The organism is Pseudomonas sp. UME65, assembly GCF_014170225.1.
Lineage (GTDB): Bacteria > Pseudomonadota > Gammaproteobacteria > Pseudomonadales > Pseudomonadaceae > Aquipseudomonas > Aquipseudomonas protegens.
In genome coordinates this window covers 549,538-567,437 of record NZ_LZZQ01000014.1, presented here as the reverse complement: position 1 = coordinate 567,437, position 17,900 = coordinate 549,538, and the positions used below count along the sequence as shown (strand labels likewise).

Here is a 17,900-nt window from a genome sequence, read left to right as displayed (position 1 = left end):
GGCCTCAGTTGCTCACCCGCAGGCGCGCCATATCCCGCAACGGCGGCGCGCCGAACAAGCGGCTGTACTCGCGGCTGAACTGCGACGGGCTTTCATAACCCACCCGATAGCCCGCCACCGAAGCCTCCAGCCCCTCGGCCAGCATCAGCCGCCGGGCTTCTTGCAGGCGCAACTGTTTCTGGTACTGCAGCGGGCTCATGGCGGTCATGGCCTTGAAACGGTGGTGCAGGGTCGAGACGCTCAGGTTCACCTCCCGGGCCAGATCATCGATGCGCAACGGGTGCACGAAATTGCCGTTGAGCCACTTGATGGCCTGGTTGACCCGGTGGCCCTGGCTGTTGGCGGTGGCGATCTCATACAGGCGGTGGCCTTGGGGGCTGCGCAGCAGGCGATAGAGAATTTCCCGGCGTACCAGCGGCGCGAGCATGGCGATGTCTTTCGGGGTATCCAGCAGGCGGGTCAGGCGCAACACCGCGTCGAGCATTGCCGGGTCCAGGCGCTCCACGTACAGGCCGCGCCCGGTAGGCCGGGCGGGTACGCCGATGGGGCCGGCATCGGCAATCAATGCATTGATTTCCCCGGGGTCGATGTCCAGGCGCAGGGCCAGGATCGGCTCCTCTGGTGAAACGATCGCCACCTTGCCGCTCAGGGGGACGGAAACCGAGACCACCAGGTAATTCAAGGGGTCGTAGTTGTAGCTTTCATCGGCCAGGCGTACTTCCTTGCGGCCCTGGGCCATGATGCACAGCGCCGGCTGTGCCAGCACCGAACCGAATTGATGAGAGCTGCTGTGGCGCGAGACGAACAACGAGTCGATGGCCGTGGCGTAGCTGCCGTCCTCGGCGGTGTTGCGTGCAATGATCGCGGCCAGTTCCACGCGCTGCCGTTCCATCTCCGGGGCCAGGGGCGGTGGCGGGGTTTCCAGTGATGGCATGGGGCAGCCTCCGAGTGTTTGCAGTCGGCACAGCTTAAGTTTGTGCAAGAAGCGCGGGTAGGCGAATCCTGCGTAAAACTTGCCTGATCCTGCTGCTTGCGCGCGCGATAGGCAAGATCAGCCGATGCTCCTGAGCTTCACTTGCTTGAAACACCGTTGTCATGCTTTTGCCCAATGGCGCGGAGTCGGGGAGGGAGCAAAGGGCTTGTCGCAGGATTGGGCAAATCAACGGCAGAAATCGACTAACGCGCGCGAGGGCCTGCCCCGTATCGTTGATCCTGTCGCAGCCCGTCCCATGGCTGCCTCGACAACACCCTGGGAGGGTCGCACATGTCCACGCATATTCCCGTCAGTCACATGGCCTTTGTCCGAGCCCGGGCCGGGCGTTCCAAGGAGCTGGGTGCGCGTTTGAGCAGCCTGATCGAACCGTCCCGCCAGGCCTGTGGTTGCCTGCATTTTGCCCTGCAGCATTCGCAGTGCGATGCCGACCTGTGGCTGGTGTCCGGTTTCTGGAGCAGCCAGCAGGCGATGACGGCCTATTTCAATTCCCCGGCCATGGCGATCTTTGCCGAGCTGGTGCAGGACCTGGTGGTCAACAGCCTGGATTTTCATACCTTCAGTACCGTGTCGGCGCTGCAAGCCCATGGCGAATATCCGCAACTACAGCAGGCGCCGGTGCACAAGCTGGCCAGTTGAAGGTTTAGAATGGCCGACTTTTCATTGGCCAGGACTCGCAACATGGCACGCAAAGAGTTTGCACACTACGAAGCAGTTTCCGCTGTGGTTCCAGGGGAGGGGGGATACAGCGCCGCCATCGCCGTCAAGGCTCTCGGCGCATCAAGCGCACCACGCTTTCATAAAGTCCTGGATGAGCAGAAATTCAAGACGGCGCATGACGCCGACCAGGCTGCCGCACAACAACTCGAACAGTTGGCCGACGTCGATCAGGACGGCGAATTGAGCTGGAAGAGCTACTGAGTCCAAGCGCTATTTGACTGCCCCCGGGCGGTGCATCCTGAACAGAGCCTCTGGCCCCAGTTGGAAGTAATCCGCCGGCCCGCCGCCGCGCAGAATCGGCTCTGCCGCGGCGGTGTCGTAGATCCCGTCCTTGAGCAGCCACTTGGCGATATGCACGGCGACCACTTCGCCGAGGATCAGCCAGCTCGGCACCAGTTCCTTGTCCGCCCGCTGCAATTGAATGATCTGGGTGACCTTGCACTCGAAGGACACCGGGCTCTCGGCTACCCGGGGCACGCTGATGACTTTCGACGCCACGGGGGTCAGGCCGGCCAGTTCGAACTCGTTTACCTCGGCCGGGACTGCGGCGCAGCTCTGGTTCATCTGCTCGGCCAGAGGTCGGGTGGCCAGGTTCCAGGCGAACTCGCCGGTCTGCTCGATATTGTTCAGGCTGTCTTTGCGCCCGACGCTGGAGAAACCGATGATCGGTGGAATGTAGTTGAAGGCGTTGAAGAAGCTGTAGGGCGCCAGGTTCAGGCGCCCCTCGCGATCCTGGGAAGAGATCCAGCCGATGGGGCGCGGGCCGACGATGGCATTGAACGGGTCGTGGGGCAGGCCGTGGCCCAGGGCAGGTTGGTAAAAGTGGATATCGTCGGGCATGGCTCAAGGTTCCTGCTTGGGGCGAGTTAAGGGCGTCATAGTGCAGTGCGCAATCGCCCAATTCCAGCGTCCTGGCCCTTGAGCGTTCCACGCTGTGGGTGTTTTCCCCTGGCCAGAAACGACTAAGCCCGGCCAAGGCCGGGCTGTGGTGTCAGGTGCATCAATCAGCTGATGCTGGCGGAACCGGTGCGGTCGTAGCCATCGGCGGCGAAGGTAGCGGAACCGGTGCGGTCGTAGCCATCAGCGGCGAAGGTGGCGGAGCCGGTGCGGTCGTAGCCATCAGCGGCGAAGGTGGCGGAGCCGGTGCGGTCGTAGCCATCAGCGGCGAAGGTGGCGGAGCCGGTGCGGTCGTAGCCGTCAGCGGCGAAGGTAGCGGAACCGGTGCGGTCGTAGCCATCGGCAGCGAAGGTAGCGGAACCGGTGCGGTCGTAGCCATCAGCGGCGAAGGTAGCGGAACCGGTGCGGTCGTAGCCATCGGCGGCGAAGGTAGCTGAACCGGTGCGGTCGTAGCCATCGGCAGCGAAGGTGGCGGAACCAGTGCGATCGTAGCCATCAGCGGCGAAGGTGTTGGCAGCCAGTACCGAGAGGGTCAGGGCGAGGATCAGTTTGCTTTTCATGATGGTGACTCCGGGTTCGTTGAGGTGAATGCGTTGGGCTTGGGATGAATCCTACTCCGGTAAAGTTGATATAAAAGCGCAAATTAATGCTTATAAATATCTACTTTATCGATGTTTATGAGGTCAGCCCTCGCCGCCAAATACCGCGTTCAAGCCTCACTGCATAGACGAGCCAAGTACCCACTTGGATTCATTAGCAGGCTATTCATCCAGCATTAACTGATCATTAATTGAGCAGATTGCTTGTAAGAAAATATTTCAACGATTTTTTCATCCGCGCCTTACCTGTTTTTCACCCCTTGACGTTCAGCCTCCGCGCAGGCCTGCAGTCCATAGACAGGCCGCCTTGAATGCGACCTTTGGAGCACCTTTGCGAATGAACAAGCTACCCCAGATCACCCTGGCCTTCTGGGTCATGAAAATCTGCGCGACCACCCTCGGCGAAACAGCGGGGGACCTGCTGTCGATGACCCTGAATGTGGGTTATGCCATCAGCTCGATGATTCTGATCAGTGTGTTCCTGCTGACCCTGGTCACCCAGCTGTGGTCCAAGACCTACAACCCGGTGCTGTACTGGATCGTGATCCTCTCCACCAGTACCGCCGGCACCACCATGTCGGATTTCATGGACCGCACCCTGGGCCTGGGCTATGCCAGTGGCTCGTTGATACTGATCGGTATTCTGCTGGCGATCTTCGCGCTCTGGCGTCTGAGCGGCGACTCGCTGAACGTCAACAAGATCCAGACCTTTCGCGGCGAGATGTTCTATTGGATGGCGATCCTGTTTTCCAACACCCTGGGCACCGCCCTCGGTGACTACCTGGCGGACGATTCGGGGCTGGGCTTTGCCGGCGGGGCGCTGTTGATCGGCTCGACCATCGCCGTGGTGGTGCTGCTCAAGTACTTCACCAGGCTCTCGTCGGTGCTGTTGTTCTGGGTCGCTTTCGTATTGACCCGGCCGTTCGGCGCAACCTTGGGCGACTTCCTCACCAAACCCCACGAAAAAGGCGGCCTGGATTTCGGCACCATCGGCTCGTCGGCGGTATTGGCGGGAATCCTGCTGGTGATGATCGTGGGGGCGGCCTGGGCCCAGAACCGCGATGGGCGCCAGGGCGCTGCCGAACTTTCCTGACCTGTACAGCCTCTGTAGGAGCCGGCTTGCCGGCGAAAGCTTCCCCACAGATCGCGAAAAGCGCCCGGGCCTTGCACCCGGGCGTTGTTGTTTTCAGTCAGCCTCGATCCGCGAATGCTTGCGGGTGTCTTTCATGGTCGCGTAGACCAGCAGCGAACAGGCGATGCAGGCGGTGACGTACCAGTAGTAGCCGGTTTCCATGCCGATGCTCTTGAACCACAGGGCGATGTATTCGGCGGTACCGCCGAAGATCGACACGGTCAGTGCGTACGGCAGGCCCACGCCCAGGGCGCGGATTTCCGTAGGGAACAGCTCGGCCTTGACCACCGCGTTGATCGAGGTGTAGCCGCTGACGATGATCAGCGCCGCCATGATCAGGAAGAACGCACCCCACCAGGTCTGGATGGTGTGCAGGGTGGTGAGGATCGGCACGGTGAACAGGGTGCCGAGGATACCGAAGGCAATCAGGATCGGGCGCCGGCCAACCTTGTCCGAGAGAGCACCGATCACCGGTTGCAGGCACATGAACAGGAACAGCGTGGCGGCGGAAATGGTGGTGGAGTCGGAGATGCTCATGCCGACAGTGTTCACCAGGTATTTCTGCATGTAGGTGGTGTAGGTATAGAAGGCCAGGGTGCCGCCCATGGTCAGGCCGACCACGGTCATCAACTCCTTGGGATGACGCATCAGGGTGCGCATCAGGCTTTCCTTGGGCTTTTCCTTCTTCTTGGTGAAGGACTCGGTTTCTTCCATGCCGCGACGCAGGTACAGGGCTACCACGGCGCAGAGGGCACCGATGCCGAACGGAATCCGCCAGCCCCAGGACTGCAGTTCCTCGGTGGTCAGAATGTTCTGCAGCACGATCAGCACCGCCAGGGCGATGAGCTGGCCGGAGATCAGGGTCACGTACTGGAAGCTGGAGAAGAAGCCACGACGTTCCTTGGTCGCCATCTCGCTGAGGTAGGTGGCCGAGGTACCGTATTCACCGCCTACCGACAGGCCCTGCATCAGGCGCGCCAGCACCAGCAGGATGGGGGCGCCGACGCCGATGGTTTCGTAACCCGGGGTCAGGGCGATGATCAGCGAGCCGAAGCACATCAGCAGCACCGAGGCCATCAAGGCGGCCTTACGCCCTTTGCGGTCGGCATACAGCCCCATCAGCCAGCCACCGATCGGGCGCATCAGGAAGCCCACGGCGAAGATCGCGGCGGTGTTCAGCAGTTGGGCGGTGGTGTCGCCCTTGGGGAAGAAGACTTTGGCGAAGTACAGCGAGAAGGCGGCGTAGACGTACCAGTCGTACCACTCGACCATGTTGCCCACGGAACCGCTGAAGATCGACTTAAGGCGGCTGGCGGTGGTCTTTTCTGTGGCGGGCGCAGCCGCCGACCCGGCAGGCAGGGTATTAGAGATATCCATGAAGGACCCTTCTATTCATTGTTTTTGTGGAGTGCGCGCGAGCGCAGCCTGCTGGGGCTATAGCAGGACCTGTGCCAAGGGCGAGAAGCCCGGGCTAGAGGAGGGGAGGCGGGAGTGATGAGCGGAAATCCGCCTATCGGCACCTTGCGGGTAAGCGGGAAATTGCCGAAAGCGGCCGTGCCCCTGGGCATGTGGGCGAAGGCGTCGATGGGGGGCCGGGCTTGAGGGCTGATTCTCCGGCAAGCCGGGTCCTATAGGGGTTACTCCTCCTTGAGGAACTGTTCCCTGGTCAGTCCATGGCGCTGCATCTTTTCGTTAAGAGTCCGGCGGGGCAGTTGCAGCTCGTTGAGCACCGCCTTGATATCACCCTTGTGCCGGCTCAGGGCCGCGCGCAGGCATTGGGCCTCGAAGGCTTCCTGCTGCGCCGCCAGGGACTGGCCGGGTTCGATGGCGTCGGGTTCCGGCTCGCCCAGGCCCAGCACCTGGCGCTCGGCGGCGTTGGCCAGCTCGCGCACGTTGCCCGGCCAGTCGTGGCTGAGCAGGCGGCTCAGTTGCGCGCCGCTCAAGGGCGCGACGCTGCGCCCCAGGCGTTCCCCGGCATTCTGGGCAAAGTGCTCGTAGAGCAGTGGGATGTCCTCGCGGCGCTCGCGCAATGGTGGCAGGCGCAGTTCAGCCACGGTCAGGCGGTAGGCCAGGTCTTCACGGAAACGCCCGGCACGGGCCTCGTCCAGCAGGTCGGGCTTGGTGGCGGCGATGATCCGCAGGTCGACCTTGATGCTCTGGTTGGAACCCAGGCGTTCCAGCTTCTGCTCCTGCAACACCCGCAGCAGCTTGACCTGCTGGGCCAGGGGCATGCTTTCGATCTCGTCGAGAAACAGCGTGCCGCCGTCGGCGTATTCCAGCTTGCCGATGCGTTTGCCCTGGGCGCCGGTGAAGGCGCCGCTTTCATGGCCGAACAGCTCGGCCTCGAACAACTGCTCGGGGATCGCCGCGCAGTTCAGGGCGACGAAGGGCTTGCCGGCCCGCGGGCCGAAGTCGTGCAGGCAGCGGGCAATCAGTTCTTTGCCGCTGCCGGTCTCGCCGCGGATCAGCACGTTGACCGGCAGGGCTGCCAGTTCCAGTACCTGGCGGCGCAGGGTCTGCAAGGCCCTGGAGACCCCCAGCAAGGTGGCGTCGAGCTTGGCCCGGCTGTCGGCCTGTTGGTGCAGGCGGCGGTTTTCCAGGACCAGGCGGCGCTTGTCCAGGGCCCGGCGCAGGCTGCTGAGCAGGGTGTCGGGGCTGAAGGGTTTTTCCAGGAAGTCGTAGGCCCCGTCGCGCATGGCTTCCACCGCCATGGGCACATCGCCGTGGCCTGTGAGCAGGATGATCGGCAGGTCCGGGTCCAGGCGCTGGACCTGGGCCAGCAGTTCCAGGCCACTGATGCCGGGCATCCGCACATCGCTGAGGATCACCCCGGGAAAGTTCTTCGGCAGTTGCGCCAGACAGTCCTCGGCCCGGCTGAACAGCTGGACCTCGAAGCCCGACAGGCTCAGCCACTGCTCGACGGCGGTACGGATGCTGGCTTCGTCGTCCACCACGATCACTGAGTTCAGCATTGGATATGGGCCTCCAGGTCGATGGGCAGGCTCAGGGTGAACACCGCCCCTTGCTCCTGGTTGGCCACGCTCAGGCGGCCACCCAGCTCGTGGACTATGGCATAGGACACCGCCAGCCCCAGCCCCAGGCCATCACCCACCGGTTTGGTGGTGAAGAATGGATCGAAGACGCTCAGCAAGTGTTCCTCGGCAATGCCGCCGCCGTTGTCGGCCACCCGCAGTTGCCAGAGCTGGTCTTCGGCTTCGAGACTGATCTCCAGGCGCTTGTGCGGTTTGTCCTGCATGGCGTCCAGGGCATTGCGCAGCAGGTTGATCAGCACCTGTTCCAGGCGGATGGCGTCGCCCCGGACCCAGGCTGGGCGGGTCAGTTGCAGCACCACTTCGACGTCTTCAGCACGCAGCCGGGCTTCCAGCAAGTGCAGCGACTGGTCCACCACAGCGGTCAGGTCCAGGCGTTCTCGCAGGCCACTGGGGCTCTTGCGGGCGAAGGTCTTGAGATGGCTGGTGAGGGCGGCCATGCGGGTCAGCATGTCGTCCAGTGGGCGCAGGGCTTTGTAGGCTTCGTCCACCCTGCCGTGATCCAGCAACAGCCTGAGGGTTGCCAGCTGCATGCGCTGGGTGGTCAGGGGCTGGTTGATTTCGTGGGCCAGGGCGGCGGACATCTGCCCCAGGGCCGCGAGCTTGGCCGATTGCACCAGGCCTTCCTGGGCGGTGCGCAGATCGCGGGTACGTTCCTCCACCAGTTGCTCCAGCTCCTGGCGATTGCGCTGGCGGACTTTCCCCAGGCGCCAGCGCTGGTTGAGGAACAGCAGCAGGAACACCAGGGTCAGCCAGGCACCGGCGGCGGCAAGCCCGGCATTGCGGGTTTCCTCGAAGGCATTCGGCGGTTTGCGCAGCAGGTGCAGGGTCCAGCCTTCGGCGGCCAACGGCAGGGACTCCCAGAGGTAGCTGGCGCGGCCCTCGGGGCCTTCGACCCGGGCCAGGCTGCTGTTGTCGTCAAAGCGTTGCAGCGTCTGGTGCTGCAGCGGGGTCAGGGGCTGTTTGTCGTACTGGCGGGTGAGCTTGATTTCTTCCAGGTCGTTGCTCGACAGCGGCTGCAAGTGCCGGTAGCGCCAGCCTGGCTGGTTGGCGATGAACACAATGCCCCGGGCATCGCTGACCAGCAGGGTGTCGTTGCCCTGGCTCCATTCATGTTCCAGCTCGGGGAATTCCAGCTTCACCACCATGGCCCCGAGGAAGTCCTGGTTGTCGGCCTTGACTGCGCTGGCCAGGAAATACCCCGGGATGCCGCTGGTCACGCCCACCGCGTAGAAGCGCCCGCTGCCCTGGCTGCGGGTCTGCTTGAAGTAGGGGCGAAAGCCGTAGTTGTGGCCCACGTAGCTGCTGGGCAGGCGCCAGTTGCTGGCGGCCACGGCCAGGCCCTCATGGTTCAGCAGCTCCAGGGTCGAGGAGCGGGCCGCGCCATTGATCTTTTCCAGCTTGCGGTTCAATGCGTCCTGGGTTTCGGTGGCCACCGGCCCCTGCAGCGCCGCGCGCAGTTCCGGGTCCAGGGCCAGGACCGCCGGCAGGGCGCGATAGCGTTCGATCAGGGTATGCAGCGAGTTGGCATACAGCCCCAACTGCTCATTGGCACGGGCGGCTTCCTCCACCAGCGTCTGCCGTTCTGCATGGCGCATGGCCAGGCCGGCGCTGAGCACGGTGCCAGCAAGAATCACCAGGATATAGAACGTCAAGCGGAGGGGGCGAGAGATCTGGGCCATGAGTCGGGGCAGGCTGCAATGGGGGCGGGAACGATAGCATGAGCGCCGGGGCTAACGTTGATCGCGGACAGTGTCGGGAAAGGGCGGTGCATAAAAAAAGCGGCGGGCCATTCAATGAACAGCACCGCCGCCTGGGCCGAACGGAGGAAGGGCTTACTGCACTTCTACCGCCAGGCTGTCACTGATCTTCTTCTGCCAGATGGCGGGACCTGTGATGTGCACCGACTCGCCCTTGCTGTCGACGGCGACGGTCACCGGCATGTCCTTGACCTCGAATTCGTAGATCGCTTCCATGCCCAGTTCGGCAAAGGCCAGGACCTTGGACTTCTTGATCGCCTGGGCTACCAGGTAGGCAGCACCGCCGACGGCCATCAGGTACACGGCCTTGTTGTCCTTGATCGCTTCGATCGCGGTCGGGCCGCGCTCGGACTTGCCGATCATGCCCAGCAGGCCGGTCTGCTCGAGGATCTGGCGGGTGAACTTGTCCATCCGCGTGGCGGTGGTCGGGCCAGCCGGGCCGACCACTTCGTCACCGACCGGATCGACCGGGCCGACGTAGTAGATGAAGCGACCCTTGAGGTCCACCGGCAGGGTTTCGCCTTTGTTCAGCATCTCGACCATGCGTTTGTGCGCAGCGTCGCGGCCGGTGAGCATCTTGCCGTTGAGCAGTACGGTTTCGCCCGGCTTCCAGCTTTGCACTTCTTCCGGGGTCAGGGTGTCGAGGTTGACCCGACGGGCCGACGGGCCGGCTTCCCAGACGATTTCCGGGTAGGCGTCCAGCGGTGGCGCTTCCAGGCTCGCCGGGCCGGAGCCATCCAGTACGAAGTGCGCGTGACGGGTGGCGGCGCAGTTGGGGATCATGCACACCGGCAGGGAAGCGGCGTGGGTCGGGTAGTCCATGATCTTCACGTCGAGCACGGTGGTCAGGCCACCGAGGCCCTGGGCGCCGATGCCCAGCTGGTTGACCTTCTCGAACAGCTCCAGGCGGATCTCTTCGATGCGGTTCTGCGGGCCACGGGCCTTGAGCTCGTGGATGTCGATGGATTCCATCAACACTTCCTTGGCCATCACTGCCGCTTTCTCGGCGGTGCCGCCGATACCGATGCCTAGCATGCCCGGTGGGCACCAGCCGGCGCCCATGGTCGGAACGGTCTTGAGTACCCAGTCGACGATCGAGTCGGACGGGTTGAGCATGGCCATCTTCGATTTGTTCTCGGAGCCGCCGCCCTTGGCCGCCACGTCCACTTCCACGGTGTTGCCCGGGACGATGGAGTAGTGGATCACCGCGGGGGTGTTGTCCTTGGTGTTTTTCCTGCTACCTGCCGGGTCGGCCAGGATGGAGGCGCGCAGGACGTTTTCCGGCAGGTTGTAGGCGCGACGCACGCCCTCGTTGATCATGTCGTCCAGGCTCATGGTGGCGCCGTCCCAGCGCACGTCCATGCCCACGCGCACGAATACCGTGACGATGCCGGTGTCCTGGCAGATCGGCCGGTGGCCGGTGGCACACATGCGCGAGTTGATCAGGATCTGCGCTATGGAATCACGGGCAGCCGGCGATTCTTCCCGCAGGTAGGCCTCGTGCATCGCCTGGATGAAGTCCACGGGGTGGTAGTAGGAAATGAACTGCAGGGCGTCGGCAACGCTCTGAATCAGGTCGTCTTGCTTGATCACGGTCATGAGTCGCGCTCCTCTAAAAGACGGGAACATTTAATAAGGTGCCTGCACTTGGGTGCATCGGTCGGATGCAGGCACCTTCTAAGGCACGCCGGACAGACAACTGGCGCGACGCTAAAAAGGCGCGGCAGTATACCTCGCCTGGGGGTTGGGTACACCCGCCGGCCGGGCCAACCAAAGTCGCCCATCGGATGGGCACTGTTCTTGCCTGAGTCGGCGCTGAAACCTGGTGACGGGGTTTTAAATTTGAATAGTCATTTGCCGGGCTCAGCACTAAAGTGGCAAGTGGCCTGCAGGGTAGGAAACTCTTTAAGCCTCCTTTCTCACGGTGAGTCAACGATTGACCCATAAAGCCATCCAGAGCCTGTTATTCAAGCGCTTCGCCATTGCCGCGGGCACTTACGCACTGATCCTGCTGCTGTTCTGGCTGGCCGTCGTCACGGGGCATTCCCGTGCTTCGAGCGGCAGCGCGCTGCTGGGCACTGGCCTGGTGCTGGCCAGCCAGGCGCTGCTGTGCTGGGTGTTCGTCAGCGGACGCAACCTGCAGTTCGCCGACCCCAGCCTGACCGAAGTCCAGGTGGTGCTGGGCATCGCCTGGCAGACCTGGCTGATGGCCCATCTGGATCAGGCCCGCGGGGTGTTCCTGGTGTTCTACCTGCTGCCGTTGCTGTTCGGCCTGTTTCACCTCTCCCGCCGGGCCTATCTGCGCAGCGCGGCGCTGATCTTCTTCTGCTTTGCCGGGGTCAACCTGTGGGACGGCTATCGCCTGCTCCTCGGTGATCCGCAACTGGCCGCGCTGCAGGTCTGCGTGCTGCTGGTGATGCTGGTGTGGATGTGCCTGTATGCCGCCTATGTCCAGGCTTCGCGCTCACGCATGCGCCAGCGGCGCTTTGCCTTGCAGGCCCATCAGGACACGCTGCGAGGCATGATGCGACAGCTGGAGGACCTGGTAGCCACCGATGAACTGACGGGCCTGTTCAACCGCCGGCACTTCCTGCGCATTGCCAGCCGCGAGCTGCAAGCCATGGATCAGGAGCAGGTGCATGGGCTGGCGCTGATCGACCTGGACCATTTCAAGCGCATCAACGATCTCCACGGCCATGCTGCCGGCGACCAGGTACTGCAGGCCTTCGCCGCGGTGGCCACGGCTTGCCTGCGCGATGGCGACGTATTGGCCCGTTACGGTGGCGAGGAATTCGTGGTACTGCTGCCCGAGTGTGACGCCGAGCGCCTGACCTCCTGCTGCGAGCGTTTGCGCCTGGCGTTCACCGAAGTGCAACTGGTGGGCCTTAACGTACGAGACCTGAGCCTGTCGGCGGGGATGACCCTGCTGCGGGCCGGCGACGATCTGGACCATGCCCTGCAACGCGCCGATCAGGCGCTGTATCGGGCCAAGCGCGACGGTCGCAATCGTTGCTCTGCGGCCTGGGAAAACCTCGATGCCTGAATTGACCGTTGGCAACCGGTGCTGGCCGGTGGCGCCTGGAAGCAACCTGCTGGATGCCCTGAATCAGGCTGGCGTGACGGTGCCCTACAGTTGCCGCGCCGGTAGTTGCCATGCCTGCCTGGTGCATTGTGTCCAGGGCTTGCCCAGCGATAGCCGGCCAGATGCCTTGAGCGACGAACAGCGCCGGCTCGGCTGGCGCCTGGCTTGCCAGTGCCAGGTGGTGGAGGACCTGCACGTCGAGACCTTCGACCCTGTGCGTGATGGCCTGCCTGCGACGGTGAGCGGCCTGGACTGGTTGTCGAGCTCGGTCCTGCGCCTGCGCCTGCAGCCGCAGCGGCCCTTGCGTTACCGCGCCGGCCAGCATCTGGTGCTGTGGGCCGCCGGCCAGATCGCCCGGCCTTATTCCCTGGCCAGCCTGCCGGAAGACGACCGCTTTCTGGAGTTCCACCTGGATTGCCGGCATCCGGGCCAGTTCAGCGATGCGGCGCGCCAGTTGCAATTGGGCGACCCGATGCGCCTGGGTGAGTTGCGGGGCGGCGCCTTGCACTACGATCCGGACTGGCAGCAGCGCCCACTCTGGCTACTGGCCGCGGGAACCGGCCTGGCGCCGCTGTTCGGCATACTGCGCGAGGCCTTGCGCCAGGATCACCAGGGCCCTATCCGTATCATTCACCTGGCCCATGACAGCAGTGAGCATTACCTGGCCAAACCCCTGGCGGCCCTGGCGGCGAACCGGGCCCAGCTGTCCGTCGAGCTGTGGACCGGGGCCGAGCTGACAGCCGCTTTGGCGCAACTGCGGCTTGTTTCCCGGCAAACCCAGGCCTTACTCTGCGGTCACCCTGACAGTGTCGAAGCCTTCGCCCGGCGCCTGTACCTGGCGGGGCTGCCGCGCAATCAACTGCTGGCCGATGTGTTCCTGCCCCGCGGTTGAGCGCTGATTCTTCCAGAGCGAGATCCCCATGACCGATGCCATCGAGTTGCAACGTGAGGGCGGGCTGCTGACCCTGCGCCTGAACCGTCCCGACAAGAAAAACGCCTTGACCCGCGCCATGTACGCTCGCCTGGCCGACGCCCTGAGCGAGGCCGATGGCGATCCCGAGATCAACGCCGTGATGATCTGCGGCAGCAGCGAATGCTTTACCGCCGGCAATGACATCGCCGACTTCCTCCAGCAACCGCCCCGGGACCTCGACAGCCCGGTGTTTCGCTTCATGCGCAGCCTTGTGCAATGTCGCAAGCCGGTGGTGGCCGCAGTGGCCGGCGCGGCAGTAGGCATCGGCACCACGATGCTGCTGCATTGCGATCTGGTCTATGTCAGTCGCGATGCACGGCTGCGCATGCCGTTCGTCAACCTGGGGCTGTGCCCGGAATTTGGTTCGAGCCTGATCCTGCCGCGCTTGCTGGGGCAGGCCAAGGCGGCGGAGTTGCTGTTGCTGGGCGAAGGCTTCAGTGGCGAACAGGCCGCCGCCTGGGGGATTGCCAGCGCCGCCCTGGGGGATGGTGTGGCCACCTTGGCCAAGGCCCGGGAGGCGGCCTTGCGTTTCAGCCAGTTGGCGCCCGAAGCGGTGCAGGTGAGCAAGCGCCTGATGAAGGCGCCGGGCCGCGAGCAACTGCGCCAGGTCATTGAGCAAGAGGGCGTGGAATTCACCCGGCGCCTGCAGTCCCCGGAAGCCATCGCCGCGTTGTCCGGGTTTCTCAGCAAGGGCTGAGACCCTGGAAAGCGGTTTCACGCGGGCATGAAAAAGCCCCGGTGTTTTCGGCACCGGGGCTTTTTGTTCAGCAAGGCGAAGACTCAGACCATCGGGTCGCCCACGTGCAGGATCTTCATGCCGTTGGTGCCGCCGGTGGTGTGGTAGCTGTCGCCCTTGGTGAGAATCACCCAGTCGCCTTTCTCTACGACACCGCGCTTGAGCAGCTCATCGATCGCTGCCTGGCTGACCTGCTCGGGCGGCAGGGAAGCCGGGTCGAACGGGATGGTGTAGACGCCACGGAACATGGCTGCGCGAGCCTGGGTTTCGCGGTGCGGGGAGTAGGCGTAGATCGGCACCGAGGAGCGGATGCGCGACATGATCAGCGGGGTGTAGCCACTTTCGGTCAGGGCGATGATCGCCTTCACGCCCGGGAAGTGGTTGGCGGTGTACATGGCAGCCAGGGCGATGCTCTGGTCGCAGCTTTCGAACACCTTGCCCATGCGGTGGCTGGAGGTCTTGCTGGTGGGGTGCTTTTCCGCACCGACGCAGATCCGCGCCATGGCCTGCACCGCTTCCAGCGGGTAGGCACCGGCGGCGCTTTCCGCCGAGAGCATCACCGCATCGGTGTAGTCGAGCACGGCGTTGGCCACGTCGGACACTTCGGCGCGGGTCGGCATCGGGTTCTGGATCATCGACTCCATCATCTGGGTCGCAACGATCACCGCCTTGTTGTGGCGACGGGCGTGCAGAATGATTTTCTTCTGGATGCCCACCAGCTCGGCGTCGCCGATTTCCACGCCCAGGTCGCCGCGGGCAACCATGACCGCGTCGCTGGCCTTGATCAGGCCGTCGAGGGTTTCGTCGTCGGCCACCGCTTCGGCGCGTTCGATCTTCGCTACCAGCCAGGCAGTACCACCGGCTTCGTCACGCAGCTTGCGTGCGTATTCCATGTCGGCGGCGTCCCGTGGGAAGGACACGGCCAGGTAATCGACTTCCATCTCGGCCGCGAGCTTGATATCGGCCTTGTCTTTCTCGGTCAGGGCCGGGGCGGTCAGGCCACCACCACGACGGTTGATGCCCTTGTGGTCGGACAGCGGGCCGCCGATGGTCACCACGCAATGCAATTCGGTGGCAGTGGCGGTTTCCACACGCATCACCACGCGGCCGTCGTCCAGCAGCAGCTCGTCGCCCACGCCGCAGTCCTTGACCAGATCCGGGTAGTCGATGCCGACGATATCCTGGGTGCCTTCGGTCAGCGGATGGCTGGTGGAGAAGGTGAACTTGTCACCGATCTTCAGCTCGATGCGCTTGTTGGCGAATTTGGCGATGCGGATCTTCGGGCCCTGCAGGTCGCCGAGGATGGCCACGAAGCGGCCGTGCTTGGCTGCCAGGTCGCGGACCAGTTTGGCGCGAGCCTTGTGCTCGTCCGGAGTGCCGTGGGAGAAGTTCAGACGGGCAACATCCAGGCCCGCGAGAATCAGCTGTTCGAGAACTTCCGGCGAGTTACTGGCCGGGCCAAGGGTGGCAACGATTTTGGTACGACGAACGGACATGCACGGACTCCTGAGTTCAAGCGCAACGAGAGGCTACTATGCTCCGAAGTTGTAGTCATTGTTCGTTTGCACTACTTATTGCTTTGTTTGTTTACCGCAACAACCTTGAAGATTTTTGCCGATGAGTCGATACACTGCACAAGACAGGAGATACCCCATGCGATTCGTACTCATTGCTGCCCTGGCCGTCAGTGTTGTCGGCTGTACCCGCTGGTCCATGGACCATCATTTGAATAACGCCTACCGCGCTTATGACCGCGGCAACTGCGAGAGCGTGATGCTCGAGTTGAGCCAGGTCGACCGTGACAGCCGTGCCCGTCGCTACATCCAGCCGGAAGTGTCGATGCTGCGCGGGCAATGCCTGGAGCGCCAGAAGTTGTTCGTCGATGCCGCGCAGACCTACCAGTTCATCATTACCCAGTACCCCACCAGCGAGTACGCGTTTCGCGCCCGGGCTCGCCTGGATACCCTGCAACAGTTGGGGCACTACCCGGCAAATGGCGCCGCTCAAGTTCGTCGCACGGCGTTGTAAAAGAGATTCACTAGGGGGCGGTGTAATTGCCCCTCGTGCTTGAGCTAACATCTGCACAGGCTGTTCGAAAACTGCCCCGGCCCGGCTGGTGGCAGTGGCGTTGGAATCCTTCTGGCAGTCTTCCTCGCGCATCGAATCCGGGAGGGCGGGCCGATATCAGGGCCTGTTCCGAAGCACTAGTGCGGTCATGCTTAATGACCTTTCATAGCGATACCCAGCATGTTCATGGAACCTCGGATCGAGCGGCACCAACTGCCGTCCTTTTTAAAAGTATTCAATCGTTTCACCGACAAGCCGGTGGGTTTCCTTGGCAACCTGTCGGCCGACGGGCTGATGCTGATCAGCCAGTTGCCGATGCTGATCGGTGCCGAATTCGACTTGCGGGTGAAAGTCCCCGGCGGTGACGGCCAGGTGCAGTTCATCGACTTCAGCGCCTGCTGCCTCTGGTGCCATGAGGACCTGACGCCGCACCACTACGACAGCGGTTTCAGCCTGTTGCGGGCCGGTGCGGAGTTTGTCGAGCTGGAGCAGGCGTTGCGTCATTACTTCAGCTTTCATCCGTTGCAGACCTCGGCCTGAGGCGCTCGGCAGCAACTACAGGCTGCCGGCTTTCTTCCAGCTCAGATAGCGGCTGACCAGTTCGGCCCCCAGTTCTCCCGGGCGGGCGTCGAGCAGGGCGACGCCGTGGGCGCTCAGGCGTTCGTGCAGCTCGGCGCGGCTGTTCAGGTAGTTCACCGTCGCGCTGTAGGCCAGGGCTTCGGGCAGGGTTTGCACCGGGCTCTGGCGCAACTGGTCGAGCACCTCTTCGCGCAGGCTGGCCACCAGCACCCGATGCTGGCGGCCGATGCGCTTGACCGCAGTCAGCAGTTCCTGGTCATCCTCGTCCCGCAGGTTGGTAATCAGCACCACCAGTGCCCGGCGTTTCTGCCGCGCCAGCAGCTCGCTGGCGGCGGCCTGGTAATCGGCGGGGCGCTGGCTGGTGTCCAGGTCGTAGACGCCATTGAGCAGCACGCTCAACTGGGCCGAGCCCTTGACCGGTGCAAGGTAGCGCGAGCGTTCCCCGGCAAAGCTGTACAGACCCACCGCATCGCCCTGGCGCAGGGCGACATAGCTCAGCAGCAGGCAGGCATTGAGGGCGTGGTCGAAGTGCGCCAGCTCGCCATCCTGGCTGCGCATGCGGCGCCCACAGTCGAGCATGAAGATGATCTGCTGGTCGCGTTCGTCCTGGTACTCCCGGACGATGGGCGCGCGTTGGCGGGCCGTGGCCTTCCAGTCGATCTGCCGCAGGCTGTCGCCTTCGCGAAACTCCCGCAGTTGGTTGAACTCCAGGCCCAGGCCGCGGCGTTGCCGCTGGCGCACACCGAGTTGGCTGAGCCAGTTGTCCACCGCCAGCAATTGTGCGCCGTAGAGCCGGGCGAAGTCCGGGTAGACCCGGGTGCTGTCGTGCACCTTGAGCAGGCGCCTGGCGCTCCATAATCCGAGAGGGCTGGGCAGGCTGACTTCGCACTGGTCGAAATTGAAGTGGCCGCGCTGCAGTGGGCGCACGTTATAGCCGATCCGGCTGACCTGCCCCGGCTCCAGGCGCGTGGACTGCGGCAGGTGCTCGAAGCCCAGGCCCTGGGGCGGGTGGTCGAACAGCTGCACATCTAGTGGTTGCCGGTAGTCGTGCAGGATCTCCAGTTGCACTTCGCTCCAGCGGCCCAGGGGCAGGCTGCCGGGTAGCTGGCGCTGGATCTGCGGCGAGGCCACGCGCAGCAGGCGCAGGGCGTCCAGCAATGCCAGCAGCAACAACGCCAGCAGCAGGCCCCAGGCAATCGAGTCCAGGCGCGGCAGGGCCTCGCTGCCCAGGGCGCGGGCGGCGCCGAGCAGGGTGTACAGGCCGGTCAAAGTACCCAGCCAGATCAACAGCAGACGGGTCGGCTTCATTGGCGT

Annotated in this window: 17 protein-coding genes; 8 read left to right on the top strand and 9 right to left on the bottom strand. The window is 63.6% G+C overall.

The features are described 5' to 3' along the window. Window positions 1–4: 4 nt before the first annotated feature. The gene (locus tag A9971_RS22730) at window positions 5–934 is read right to left on the bottom strand and encodes an AraC family transcriptional regulator (protein ID WP_015636791.1); all 930 of its coding nucleotides are present in this window, start codon (window positions 932–934) and stop codon (window positions 5–7) included. Between the two features lie 330 nt (window positions 935–1,264). Between A9971_RS22730 and A9971_RS22725 the strand changes: the two genes are divergently transcribed. Together A9971_RS22725 and A9971_RS22720 are read left to right on the top strand one after the other, a co-directional pair. Next, window positions 1,265–1,630 carry a putative quinol monooxygenase gene (locus tag A9971_RS22725; RefSeq protein ID WP_011063063.1) on the top strand — a complete coding sequence of 122 codons (366 nt, stop codon included), beginning with the start codon at window positions 1,265–1,267 and terminating at the stop codon, window positions 1,628–1,630. 9 nt (window positions 1,631–1,639) lie between these two features. Next, window positions 1,640–1,912, top strand: a complete 273-nt coding sequence (locus A9971_RS22720; protein WP_041119660.1) for a hypothetical protein — start codon at window positions 1,640–1,642, stop codon at window positions 1,910–1,912. 9 nt (window positions 1,913–1,921) lie between these two features. Here the strand turns inward: A9971_RS22720 and A9971_RS22715 are convergent, their stop codons facing one another. Beyond that, window positions 1,922–2,551 carry a flavin reductase family protein gene (locus A9971_RS22715; protein ID WP_011063061.1) on the bottom strand — a complete coding sequence of 210 codons (630 nt, stop codon included), beginning with the start codon at window positions 2,549–2,551 and terminating at the stop codon, window positions 1,922–1,924. Between the two features lie 164 nt (window positions 2,552–2,715). Continuing rightward, a complete protein-coding gene (locus A9971_RS22710; RefSeq protein ID WP_041774451.1) occupies window positions 2,716–3,168 on the bottom strand; it encodes a hypothetical protein in 453 nt (150 codons plus the stop codon). Window positions 3,169–3,544: 376 nt separating this feature from the next. On the opposite strand from A9971_RS22710, the gene A9971_RS22705 reads away from it, so the two are divergent. Further along, window positions 3,545–4,300 (top strand): hypothetical protein, encoded by a 756-nt coding sequence (locus tag A9971_RS22705; RefSeq protein WP_053153489.1) that lies wholly within the window; start codon window positions 3,545–3,547, stop codon window positions 4,298–4,300. 93 nt (window positions 4,301–4,393) lie between these two features. Here A9971_RS22705 and A9971_RS22700 read toward each other — a convergent pair whose 3' ends face one another. From A9971_RS22700 to A9971_RS22685, 4 genes are all read right to left on the bottom strand, one after another. Continuing rightward, window positions 4,394–5,716: an MFS transporter gene (locus A9971_RS22700; protein WP_183000021.1), complete on the bottom strand. Its 1,323-nt coding sequence runs from the start codon at window positions 5,714–5,716 to the stop codon at window positions 4,394–4,396. 260 nt (window positions 5,717–5,976) lie between these two features. Further along, a complete protein-coding gene (locus A9971_RS22695; protein ID WP_011063057.1) occupies window positions 5,977–7,311 on the bottom strand; it encodes a sigma-54 dependent transcriptional regulator in 1,335 nt (444 codons plus the stop codon). Next, entirely contained in the window at window positions 7,305–9,071 is a 1,767-nt protein-coding gene (locus tag A9971_RS22690) for an ATP-binding protein (protein WP_011063056.1), read from the bottom strand. The genes A9971_RS22695 and A9971_RS22690 overlap by 7 nt, the downstream gene beginning before the upstream one ends. A 153-nt stretch (window positions 9,072–9,224) precedes the next feature. After that, window positions 9,225–10,748 (bottom strand): fumarate hydratase, encoded by a 1,524-nt coding sequence (locus A9971_RS22685; protein WP_011063055.1) that lies wholly within the window; start codon window positions 10,746–10,748, stop codon window positions 9,225–9,227. 337 nt (window positions 10,749–11,085) lie between these two features. Here A9971_RS22685 and A9971_RS22680 point away from each other — a divergent pair, with 337 nt between their 5' ends. From A9971_RS22680 to A9971_RS22670, 3 genes are read left to right on the top strand one after another with little or no spacing between them, the layout of a single operon-like run. Beyond that, the gene (locus A9971_RS22680) at window positions 11,086–12,192 is read left to right on the top strand and encodes a diguanylate cyclase (RefSeq protein WP_019094622.1); all 1,107 of its coding nucleotides are present in this window, start codon (window positions 11,086–11,088) and stop codon (window positions 12,190–12,192) included. Then, the gene (locus tag A9971_RS22675; RefSeq protein ID WP_065365295.1) at window positions 12,185–13,123 is read left to right on the top strand and encodes an iron-sulfur-binding ferredoxin reductase; all 939 of its coding nucleotides are present in this window, start codon (window positions 12,185–12,187) and stop codon (window positions 13,121–13,123) included. Before A9971_RS22680 ends, A9971_RS22675 begins: the two co-directional genes overlap by 8 nt. Window positions 13,124–13,151: 28 nt before the next feature. After that, entirely contained in the window at window positions 13,152–13,901 is a 750-nt protein-coding gene (locus A9971_RS22670) for an enoyl-CoA hydratase-related protein (RefSeq protein WP_015636786.1), read from the top strand. Window positions 13,902–13,984: 83 nt separating this feature from the next. Here the strand turns inward: A9971_RS22670 and pyk are convergent, their stop codons facing one another. Then, window positions 13,985–15,436 (bottom strand): pyruvate kinase, encoded by a 1,452-nt coding sequence (gene pyk / locus A9971_RS22665; protein WP_011063051.1) that lies wholly within the window; start codon window positions 15,434–15,436, stop codon window positions 13,985–13,987. 157 nt (window positions 15,437–15,593) lie between these two features. On the opposite strand from pyk, the gene A9971_RS22660 reads away from it, so the two are divergent. Beyond that, window positions 15,594–15,968 carry a hypothetical protein gene (locus A9971_RS22660; protein WP_011063050.1) on the top strand — a complete coding sequence of 125 codons (375 nt, stop codon included), beginning with the start codon at window positions 15,594–15,596 and terminating at the stop codon, window positions 15,966–15,968. 219 nt (window positions 15,969–16,187) lie between these two features. Then, window positions 16,188–16,547: a PilZ domain-containing protein gene (locus A9971_RS22655; RefSeq protein ID WP_011063049.1), complete on the top strand. Its 360-nt coding sequence runs from the start codon at window positions 16,188–16,190 to the stop codon at window positions 16,545–16,547. A gap of 15 nt (window positions 16,548–16,562) precedes the next feature. Here A9971_RS22655 and A9971_RS22650 read toward each other — a convergent pair whose 3' ends face one another. Beyond that, window positions 16,563–17,894, bottom strand: a complete 1,332-nt coding sequence (locus A9971_RS22650) for a DUF58 domain-containing protein (RefSeq protein ID WP_011063048.1) — start codon at window positions 17,892–17,894, stop codon at window positions 16,563–16,565. Window positions 17,895–17,900: the final 6 nt, after the last annotated feature.